The organism is Mesoaciditoga sp., assembly GCF_054006115.1.
The window spans coordinates 20,068-29,910 of sequence record NZ_JBPNHS010000021.1 but is presented as its reverse complement, the minus strand read 5'-3'; the positions used below and the strand labels follow the sequence as shown (position 1 = coordinate 29,910).

The 9,843-nt window shown below is 41.8% G+C and carries 11 protein-coding genes; 5 read left to right on the top strand and 6 right to left on the bottom strand.

What is annotated here, in order from left to right; genetic code table 11:
• The 5 genes from ACXJIN_RS03890 to ACXJIN_RS03870 form a co-directional block, all read left to right on the top strand.
• On the top strand, positions 1–687 hold a 687-nt coding region (locus tag ACXJIN_RS03890), incomplete at its 5' end, for an ABC transporter permease (RefSeq protein ID WP_456399577.1).
• A 6-nt stretch (positions 688–693) separates the two neighbouring features.
• Positions 694–1,578 (top strand): ABC transporter permease, encoded by an 885-nt coding sequence (locus ACXJIN_RS03885; RefSeq protein WP_456399575.1) that lies wholly within the window; start codon positions 694–696, stop codon positions 1,576–1,578.
• 12 nt (positions 1,579–1,590) lie between these two features.
• Positions 1,591–2,622, top strand: a complete 1,032-nt coding sequence (locus ACXJIN_RS03880) for an ABC transporter ATP-binding protein (RefSeq protein WP_456399573.1) — start codon at positions 1,591–1,593, stop codon at positions 2,620–2,622.
• Positions 2,603–3,628 (top strand): ABC transporter ATP-binding protein, encoded by a 1,026-nt coding sequence (locus ACXJIN_RS03875; protein ID WP_456399571.1) that lies wholly within the window; start codon positions 2,603–2,605, stop codon positions 3,626–3,628. The genes ACXJIN_RS03880 and ACXJIN_RS03875 overlap by 20 nt, the downstream gene beginning before the upstream one ends.
• Positions 3,629–3,661: 33 nt before the next feature.
• Positions 3,662–4,165 (top strand): ferritin family protein, encoded by a 504-nt coding sequence (locus tag ACXJIN_RS03870; RefSeq protein WP_456399569.1) that lies wholly within the window; start codon positions 3,662–3,664, stop codon positions 4,163–4,165.
• Positions 4,166–4,235: 70 nt separating this feature from the next.
• On the opposite strand, the gene ACXJIN_RS03865 is transcribed toward ACXJIN_RS03870, so the two are convergent.
• From ACXJIN_RS03865 to wtpA, 6 genes are all read right to left on the bottom strand, one after another.
• The gene (locus ACXJIN_RS03865; protein WP_456399567.1) at positions 4,236–5,648 is read right to left on the bottom strand and encodes a Do family serine endopeptidase; all 1,413 of its coding nucleotides are present in this window, start codon (positions 5,646–5,648) and stop codon (positions 4,236–4,238) included.
• Positions 5,649–5,719: 71 nt separating this feature from the next.
• Positions 5,720–6,370 carry a 3-oxoacid CoA-transferase subunit B gene (locus tag ACXJIN_RS03860; RefSeq protein WP_456399565.1) on the bottom strand — a complete coding sequence of 217 codons (651 nt, stop codon included), beginning with the start codon at positions 6,368–6,370 and terminating at the stop codon, positions 5,720–5,722.
• Positions 6,371–6,372: 2 nt separating this feature from the next.
• Positions 6,373–7,026 (bottom strand): CoA transferase subunit A, encoded by a 654-nt coding sequence (locus ACXJIN_RS03855; protein WP_456399563.1) that lies wholly within the window; start codon positions 7,024–7,026, stop codon positions 6,373–6,375.
• A gap of 55 nt (positions 7,027–7,081) precedes the next feature.
• Positions 7,082–8,131: an ABC transporter ATP-binding protein gene (locus tag ACXJIN_RS03850; protein WP_456399561.1), complete on the bottom strand. Its 1,050-nt coding sequence runs from the start codon at positions 8,129–8,131 to the stop codon at positions 7,082–7,084.
• Positions 8,128–8,910 carry an ABC transporter permease subunit gene (locus ACXJIN_RS03845; protein ID WP_456399559.1) on the bottom strand — a complete coding sequence of 261 codons (783 nt, stop codon included), beginning with the start codon at positions 8,908–8,910 and terminating at the stop codon, positions 8,128–8,130. Before ACXJIN_RS03845 ends, ACXJIN_RS03850 begins: the two co-directional genes overlap by 4 nt.
• Entirely contained in the window at positions 8,897–9,841 is a 945-nt protein-coding gene (gene wtpA, locus ACXJIN_RS03840; RefSeq protein WP_456399557.1) for a tungstate ABC transporter substrate-binding protein WtpA, read from the bottom strand. The genes ACXJIN_RS03845 and wtpA overlap by 14 nt, the downstream gene beginning before the upstream one ends.
• Positions 9,842–9,843: the final 2 nt, after the last annotated feature.

Genomic DNA, 9,843 nt, shown 5'->3' with positions numbered 1-9,843 from the left:
GGAATATGGTTAGGGGTGGTTGCCGCAGTACATCACAACGGGGTGATAGACCAAATACTTAGAGTGGTGGTTCTGTTGGGATACTCCGTTCCCGCTTTTGTTCTTTGTCTACTTATACTCTTCATCTTTTACGGAGTTTTGGGCTGGCTTCCACCGGGCAGGCTCGATCAATGGGCGCAAATGATCGTTTACTCCAAGAATTTCCACCAATACACTGGTATGATAACGATAGACGCTTTGCTGAATGGCAACATTCCGGTATTTTTGGATGCGTTAAAGCACTTGATAGCTCCAATTCTCACACTTTCGTATTTGTCCTGGGCCGGATTGTTGAGGATTACCCGTTCTTCCATGCTGGAAGCGCTAGGTCAAGATTACATAAGAACCGCGCGCGCTAAAGGGTTAAGCGAAAGAGTAGTGGTGAACAAGCACGCGAGGAGAAACGCGCTTATACCGGCAACCACGGTGGCAGGTATGATGTTCATCGGAATGCTTGGAGGAGTTATAATCACTGAAACGATTTTCAATTACCCAGGAATAGGAAGTTTTTCCGCGCAAGCCGCAGAACAATTTGATTACTCTGGAGTTTTAGGCGTGGCGGTCATATACGGACTCGTAACGATCATAGGAAACTTGATAGTTGACATAACTTACGCCCTTATAGATCCAAGGGTACGTCTGGGGTGAGTTGAGATGGAAGGATTTGTAAAAGTACTTAAAAAATTGATGAGAAATCCAACTTCCATTGCAGGATTGCTTCTCGTTTTGCTCTTCGTGGTCATAGCGATATTGGCACCAGTTCTGGCAAAACCACCGTATCCAGACACTCCGTACCAGATGCCACAAAATGGATGGTCTTCCGTTCCTCAGCCACCCTCTCACGAAGACATATTCGGAACTACAGAGGGCCAGTACGATATTTACTACGGTATCATTTGGGGAACGAGAACCGCTTTCAAGCTCGGGGTATTTGTCATAGGTTTAGCGTTAATAATAGGATTGTTCGTTGGAACTATATCAGCCTACTTCGGGGGGTGGGTTGACGAAGTTTTAATGAGGATAACGGATATATTCCTGGCTTTTCCATTCTTAGTAGGTGTTATAGTTATAGTAACCATGCTTGGGCCAGGATTGAACCACGTTATGTGGGCTTTGGTCATATTCTATTGGATGGGGTACGCAAGGCTCATACGCGGAAGCGTTCTCGAAGTTAAGGAAAATGATTACGTTATGGCTGGACGGGCTTTGGGAACACCTGGCTCTAGGATAATAACAAGACACATTCTTCCGAACTCAATATTTCCAATAGTAATTCAGGTTTCAATGGATATGGCAACGATTCCTCTTACAGCCGCCGCTTTGTCCTTTTTGGGATTGGGCGCGCCTGTTGGATACGCCGATTGGGGGCAATTGGTTTCTTTTTCAAGAAATTGGATAATATCTTCAAGTGGGGGAAACCCATTCGCTTATTGGTACACCATAACATATCCAAGTTTGGCAATAATACTTTACGCTATGGGTTGGAATTTGCTGGGTGATTCTCTCAGAGACATCTTAGACCCAAGAATGCTCATATAGGACGTGATTGATATGGCGAAAGATGTACTTTTACAGGTTAAAAATCTTCACACGGTTTTTCACACTGAAGATGGCACAGTTGAAGCCATTGGCGGTGTTGATTTTGAAGTAAGAGAAGGAGAGACGCTTGGAATAGTCGGAGAATCCGGCTGTGGAAAGAGCGTAACCTCTCTTTCGATAATGCGCCTTTTACCGAAAGGAATAGGTGAAATTCCCCAGGGTGAAGTCATATACAGAGGTAAAAATCTTCTCAAACTTTCAGAAAGAGAAATGAGGAAGATCAGGGGAAAAGAAATAGCCATGATATTCCAGGAACCGATGACAGCACTGAATCCCGTTTACACAGTTGGAGAACAGTTGGCCGAAATGGTTGAGCTTCACCTTGGAATGAGCAAAAAAGAGGCTTACGATTACGCGATAAAAATGTTTGAAAAGGTCGGCATTCCAATGCCTGAAAAAAGAATTTACGAATATCCACACGAATTGAGTGGTGGTTTAAGGCAAAGGGCAATGATAGCGATGATGATGTCATGTAACCCTAACTTGCTTATAGCAGACGAGCCAACAACGGCTTTGGATGTTACAATACAAGCGCAGGTTTTGGATCTCATGCGTGAACTTTTAAAGGAGTATAACTCCTCTCTCATAATGATCACCCATGACCTTGGTGTCATAGCTGAAATGGCTGATAGAGTTGCCGTTATGTACGCGGGAAGGATAGTTGAATACGCAGACGTTGTTCCGCTTTTTAAGAAACCTTCGCATCCTTACACCGTTGGTCTGATGCGATCCATTCCAAGACCAGATGTGGAAGTTGATAGGCTCGATTCCATAAAAGGTGTTGTTCCAGATCTTTTCCATATGCCAAAAGGCTGTAGGTTCAGCAACAGATGTCCTTACGCGATAGACAAGTGCTTTGAGGAAGAACCTCCTCTGGTTGAAGTGGAACCTGGACATTACACAAGATGCTGGAGATATCAGGAAATGGAAGAGCTTTCAAAACACTGGGAAAGTGGTGAGGAAGTTGGAAAAACTTCAAAATGATTCTAAAGCTAAAACCAATGAAAAAGTACTTCTGGAAGTAAAAAACTTAAAGAAATACTTTCCAATAAAGGCAGGCGTTTTCAAAAGAACCGTTGGATGGGTAAAGGCAGTCGATGACGTTTCGTTCTTCATAAGAAAAGGTGAAACGTTAGGCCTTGTTGGCGAATCTGGCTGTGGGAAAACAACGACTGGGAGAACCATACTCAGGCTTATAGAGCCAACAGCTGGTAGTGTTCATTACAATGGGGAAGATCTTCTGGCAATGTCTAAAAGAAAGATGAACAAGTACAGAACCAAATTGCAGATGATCTTCCAGGATCCTTATGGTTCACTAGACCCAAGAATGAGGGTAAAAGACATAATAGCGGAAGGATTGAAAGCTGCTCATATAGGAAACAGAAAAGAAAGATACGAAATGGTAAAAGAGTACATGGAAAAAGTGGGACTCTCACCCCTTTACGTGAATAGGTTTCCTCACGAGTTTTCGGGTGGACAGCGTCAAAGAATAGGTATAGCTCGTGCGTTGATAATGAACCCCGAGTTGATAGTTTGTGATGAGGCCGTTTCAGCCCTTGATGTTTCCATTCAAGCTCAGATTTTAAATCTTCTCGATGATTTGCAGAAAGAATTCAACTTAACTTATCTATTCATAGCTCATGATTTGAACGTTGTTAAACATATAAGTGACAGAATCGTAGTTATGTACCTTGGAAAGATAGTTGAAATAGCCAGCAAGCACGAACTTTTCAACAATCCACTGCATCCTTATACCAAGGCCTTGCTGTCAGCTAATCCCATTCCAGATCCGACCATTGAGCGTAAAGACAGGATAATACTTCAAGGAGACGTTCCAAGTCCTGCCAATCCTCCTAAGGGTTGTAGATTCCATCCACGCTGTTGGCTGGCAAAACCAGTGTGTTCTGAAGAAGAACCTCCGTTGGTGGAAGTTAGACCGGATCATTACGTTGCATGCCATTTCTGGGAGGAAATGGAAAAGCAGAATTGACGAACAATAAAAAAGGAAAGCAAGGTGAAGTTGATGGATAAGGGAGTTCTTGGAATTTTAAAATTTGCCCTTTCAAGAGAAATAGAAGGAATGAATTTTTATAAAGAAAAAGTAAAGAGTGTTAAAGATCCAGAAGTGAAAGAGGTTTTAGAACAGCTTTCAGAAATGGAAACTGATCATGTGAGATACATCGAAAAGCTCATAGAAAGTGCTGAGAATGGAAAAGATATATCCAAAGTGGAAGCTCCAAAACAGGACACAAGTTTTTTCAATGAGCGCGAAAAAAAGGAACTAACCACTGGAAAGATAGATGAGATAGCATCTGAGCTTTCGATATTGAGAATGGCTTACCTCATAGAAGACGATTTCATGCACTTTTACGCCAACAGCGCGGAAAAAGTTGAAGATGAGAATGCCAAAAAAGTTCTGAATGCTTTGTCTTCATGGGAAAAGGAGCATAGAGATATGCTCTATTCCATGTACGAGGAGAGATCAAAAGAATACTGGGATGAAATGGGATTCACTCCTTTGTTCTAAATTAATTTTTGGAATAATATAATAAAAGGCTCTTTTTTGAAGAGCCTTTTATTTGATTTTAAAGCGTTTTTTATTTGTTAAAGATAACGAGTAGTTCCATTCCCTGTGAATAAGCTGTTAAAGCCACTGTGTGCCCTTTTCTTATTCGAGAGTACACTTTTTCAAATTCCTTCAACGAGGAGACTTGGTGATTGTTCACACTTGTTATAACGTCTCCAGGTTGTAACCCGGCAATCGCCGCGGCACTGTTTGGATCCACTTCTATCACGACTACACCTTTGATGTCCGAAGGCAGCGAATATTTTGCCATGTACGCATCGTTTAAATTGGCGACTTTAAATCCGTCTGCATCGTATGAAGTAGAAAGGTTAAACACTTTGCTTGACGAAAGGGTAACGTTGAGTGTTATGTACTTACCATCACGATAAATTTTAACATTCACCCTATCGCCTGGTGCGTACTCATGGATAACGCTTACGAGTTTGTCCGCGCTTGTGATCTTGACGCCGTTCAATCCAACTATGACGTCTTTTATCTTTATTCCAGCTTTTGCGGCACCGGAATTTGGAGCCACGCCTACAACCAACGCTCCTTTAATGTCACCCAATCCTAGATTCTTTGCCAGATCTGGCGTCAAATTTCTAACTTGAACACCGAGATAACCGGAACCTTCTCCCTTTATCAAACGAGTAACGAGAGCCTTGGCCGTATTTATTGGAATGGCAAAACCCAATCCTTGTCCCTGTGAAGGACTGATTATGGCCGTGTTTATTCCTATAACCCTTCCATGTATGTCAACCAATGGTCCACCACTGTTTCCCGGATTTATGGCGGCATCAGTCTGAATCATGTTGTAGTAATAGCCATTGCCATTTGGCTTTGGGACTTCTCTGTTTACAGCACTTACTATGCCAGATGTTACCGTGTAATCAAGTCCAAAAGGATTTCCAATAGCCACAACGTATTCTCCAACTTTAACATCGTCAGAATTTCCCAAAATCGCGACCGGGAATTTCGTTCCGGCTGGCGCGTCTATCTTTATAACTGCCAGGTCATTCGTTGGATCTCCACCCAACACCGTTCCTTTGTACTTCTTACCGTTGAGCAACGTGATTTCCGCCTCTTTTGCTGTGCCCACAACATGATAATTCGTTAAAACGTAACCTCGGGCATCAAAGATGATTCCAGAACCTAAACTTTCCACCTGTTGTTTTTGCTGCGGTTCGACTCCGAAAAATTGTTTGAAAAACGGATCGTTGAAGAAAGGATTTAGGGAAGTTTCCACAGTTTTGTGTACGACTATTCTCACAACGGATGGAGAGACGGCTTTTGCAACGGCGATCACGGGGCTTTTGATGTTTGGATTAAGATAACCATACCCCGTAGATGTGGCTATTACGCTATTTGCTCCGCTTGCAAAGGCGAAAAGGCTTATCAATGCGATTAGGGCAACCGCTGCTACAGTACTTCTTACACTCTTCATACGCACACCTCCCAATTTGTTTGAATTTTTTGCAACTCCAAGAATTTGGACGGTTAGAACTGAAAAGAAGTTCAAACTTTCATTTCTTTGATGTCTTTTGAAATCAGGAGATGTGCATCCGTTTTTTCGATCACTTCTTCGACGCTTACATTTGGAGCTAATTCTTTGAGTATTAACCCTTTTTCGGTTGGTTCTATCACGGCCAGTTCTGTAACTATGAGATCTACTCGTCTTGTAGAAGTTATAGGCAAATTGCACTCTTTAACTATTTTGGGCTTTCCCTTTGCTGTGTGAGTCATAGCTATGATAACCTTTTTGGCGCCAGTTACCAAATCCATCGCTCCGCCCATACCAGGTACCATTTTACCGGGGATCATCCAATTGGCAAGATGACCTTTTTCGTCAACTTGTAAGCCTCCAAGCACGGTTACATCAAGATGTCCACCCCTTATCAAACCGAACGATATTGAGCTGTCAAAGCAAGCCGCTCCAGGAAGAGCCGTAACGTATTTTCCACTCGCGTTTGTGAGATCGACATTTTTGTTCATTTCGGATGCCTCCGCACCCATGCCTATGATTCCATTTTCCGATTGAAAGAAAATAGTTATCCCTCTTGGAATGTAATTGGAAACCATAGTGGGAATCCCTATTCCAAGGTTGACCACATCGCCATCATGAAGTTCTTGCGCAACCCTTTTGGCTATTAATATTTTGTCATCCATTTTCATTTCCTCCCTTCTACAACAACGTAATCAACCAAGACGTGAGGAGTGTGAACTTCGTCTGGAGGAATGACGCCGGTTGGTACTATTTCTTCCACTTCGGCTATTACCACATCAGCGGCCATGGCCATGAGAGGGTTAAAATTTCGAGCCGTCAGGGAGTAAGAAAGATTCCCTAAATAATCTGCCCTTTTTGCTTTTAACAGAGCAAAATCCGCTCGCAGGGGAAGCTCCAGGAGGTATTCCTTTCCATTTACATTCAAAGTTCTTTTGCCTTCTTGTACCAGAGTTCCCACACCCGTTGGCGTCAATATTCCTCCCAAGCCAACTCCACCGGCTCTTATTCGCTCTGCAAGAGTTCCTTGGGGAACGAGTTCAACTTCCAAGTCCCCATTTATCATCTGTCGTTGAGTCTCTGGATTCGTTCCCATGTGTGAAGTTATCAACTTTTTTACCAATTTGGCAACAATTATCTTTCCTATGCCCGTTTCCGCAAAGGCCGAATCGTTGCATATCACGGTGAGCGATTTTTTTGTCTGTCTTACGAGTTCGTCCATCATTTCTTCTGGGCTTCCAAAGCCCAAAAAGCCTCCCACCATTATTGTGGAACCATCTTCTATCATGGAAATAGCTTCTTCCACTTTTACAATCTTCAATTTGTTTGGTCATAGTCTACTTCAAGACGATGACCTTCCCCCTTTCATTAAAGCTTTATTTGAAAATGTGAATTGCCGTGGCTTTGAATTCCGCGATGACCTTTTTTCCATTTTTAAGCTGCAATTTTTCGAGAGAACCTTTTGTTACAAATGAGATTATTTCAATTCCAACGTCCACTTTTACCTCAAAAATAGGTCCTTTTTTCAAGATTGAAGTTACACTCCCAGAAAATGAATTTCTCGCGCTGCTTTTCGATTTTTCACACGTTAATACCACATCTTCTGGTCTTACAAACACGTTTACGCTTTCTCCAACTTTAAAATTTCCAATTCCCATTATTTCTTTGTTTTTAACTTCTATTGTTAAGACATCGCTTTCGTTTTTAACCACTTTTCCGTTGAAAATGTTGTACGTTCCAAATAAATTGGCTATTTCTTTTGAGGTTGGTTTGTAAAATATTTCATCACTTTTCCCAATCTGTGCGATTTTTCCCTTTTCCACAACGGCTATTCTATCTCCCATTAAAAAAGCTTCTTCTTCGTTGTGGGTTACAAAGATGGCCGGTTTTCTCGCCTTTTTTAAAAAGGCTTTTATCTCTTTGGCCGTATTCGCCCTTTCTCTCGGAGATAGAGCGGAGGTTGGTTCGTCAAGAAAGACAAGTGTTGGGTTTGTCACCAACGTCCTAGCAAGGGCTACCCTCTGCCTTTCACCACCGCTCAAGGTATCTGGGTATCTATTCAAGAATTTTTCTATTTTGAAACTTTTAATTGCATTACGAAAAATGGCTCTTGGAACTTTCGAATACTTTAAGCCAAATTCCACGTTTTCTTTTACCGTCATGTGTGGAAAAAGGGCGAGATTTTGAAATATAAAACCTATTTTCCTTTTTTGGACTTCTACATTGGTCACATCTTTTCCGAGAATTCTAACCGTCCCACTCTTTAAAGGAATGAAACCGCTCACGGCTTCTAAAATTTTGGTTTTACCGGCACCGTTATCGCCTAAAAATACCAGTATTTCATCTTCATTCAGGCAAAAAGAAATATCCCTTAATTCGAAATTTCCCACATGTGCGTTGAGATTTTTAACTTCAAGAATTTTCATTTCATTCCCCTGAAAGAAAATCTAAGCGTTAAGAATATGCCCAAGCATATCAAAAGCAAGTATGCCGCTATTGCCCCGGAAACGTTTAAACTGTACTGGCTGAACGCATCGTAGATCTTCACCGGTGCTGTCATTGGATAGTAAGCCAATATGACAACGGCACCAAATTCCGAGATTGCCCTTGCCCACGTTAGCATGAAGCCGGAAAAAATTGCGCTCTTTGAAAGTGGAAGGTATATGCGTTTAAAAATGGAATGCATTGGTGCGCCCAAAGCCATCGCCGATTTTACCAGCGAATCGTCCACTTTTTTAAATCCTTCCCTTGTCGAACTAACCGTGTAAGGGAGAGAAACAAAGAGCATGGCAAGAACAATCGCGAGTCTTGTTCCCGTCATTTTAAAACCAAATGAATTGTAAAACAAAGAACCTATTATGCCTTTTCTTCCTATTATAAAAAGAAGGGCTATGCCAACAACGGTGTGCGGAATTGCGAGTGGGAGATCTACGATTGTTTCCACGAGTTTTTCAAATTTTCCAAACATCTTTTTTGACATCAAATAAGCGGTGGGGACTCCAACGATCAATGATACAATGGCCGTTATAAAAGACAACGAAAGGCTGTTCCACAAAGAAATCAACACACTTTTGTCTTTCACAACGGCAACCGTTGACGGATTTAAGAAAAACACAAGGCGAATGAGTGGAAGCAGTACAAAAACCAGAACGCCAGTTGAAATTGTGAAGAAAATTATGTAAAGTGCCCTGTCACTTCTTGACATATTTTTTTATCATTTGCGCCACTTCAAATGGAAGCTTTTCTAGAGAAACATTTGCCGTGGGAAGTATTGGAGGCTGACCGTCTTCGTAAAAAATCTTTCTTCCTTCTTCGCTCAGTAGGAAAGCCACAAATTCATTTGCCAACTCCTTGTGAATGGTATTCTCTGGTACGGTTACACCATAAACTATCGGTTTTCCAACTACCTTTTTCCCATTTATCAAAGTGAGTGTGGCTTTTGAATAGAAATTCGAATACTTTGGTGAGCTGAAATCAATTTGTGGTGGAAGCAAAAGGTACTTCAATTTGTTCTGTTTGGCAACTGAAAGGTACTCAAAGGCGTAATCAAGTTCGCCGCTTTCAAGGTCGGCAATTAGGGAAACCGATTTTGGCTTCACATTATTTGGGGGACAAGATGCAATAAGCTTTTTGTCAAGGTTTGGAATGCCGTAGTACTTTTCGGCCAGCTGAAACATCAGTTCGGTTCTGTATCCGCATGGATCTAAATTTGGGTTTGAAAAACCAAATTCAACGCCTTTTTTCATTAAAATACCATACCAATTTTTTTGATTTATCTCTTTTGCATACGCACTTGACGATGTGTAAGCGATAACCAAACGATTGCTTGCGAATTTCACGTACCACTTCGCGAATTTTGGAATTAAGAATTGCGGTATCAAAGAGTAGTCTGCCACTGCGATAACGTCCGCTTCTTTTCCGATTTCCGTGATCATTCTCATGATCTTGACGCTTCCAGCGGATTCATCGTCAAATGTTACTCCTTTATGCTCTTCACAAAAGGCTTTCTCGACTTGCCGAAATGGAATTGTGAGGCTGCCAGCGTGAAGAACGGTGAGAGTCTCAGAAAAGTCTAAGATTGGAAAAAACAGCGCTGTTACGATAATTATCATTGAAATTGCAAAGTTTTTTTTCATGA